Raw genomic sequence first — 320 nt, 5'->3', positions numbered from 1 at the left:
GTGGAGAATCTAATCCAAGTGCAACAATGACGTGTGAAGCGTAGAGGGTTAGCCACTTTCGCGCAAATGGGCCATGAAGACTTCGGCGGGCGTGCGGTAACCAAGGCACTTCCTCGGCAGTGAATTGAGATGGTGGGCGAGGGCGACCAGTTGCGGCTGGTTGACGGCAGACAGGTCCGTATCGCTCGGCACAAAGCGACGGATGCGCTTGTTGGTGTTCTCGACCGCGCCTTTCTGCCACGGTGAATTCGGATCGCAAAACCAGCTCCTGGCGCCGAGTCCATCTTCCAAAGCCTTGAAACCGCGAAACTCGGTACCAC

General features: G+C 57.5%; 1 protein-coding gene. It reads right to left on the bottom strand.

What is annotated here, in order from left to right; all coding sequences use genetic code 11:
• Positions 1-48: 48 nt before the first annotated feature.
• The coding region (locus IB264_RS34320) for an IS30 family transposase (RefSeq protein WP_192435382.1) at positions 49-320 on the bottom strand (272 nt) is incomplete at its 5' end.

Source organism: Ensifer sp. ENS11, assembly GCF_014851895.1.
In the GTDB taxonomy this organism is placed as follows: domain Bacteria; phylum Pseudomonadota; class Alphaproteobacteria; order Rhizobiales; family Rhizobiaceae; genus Ensifer; species Ensifer canadensis.
The sequence above is the reverse complement of the archived record's forward strand: the minus strand, read 5'-3'. Positions and strand labels throughout refer to the sequence as shown.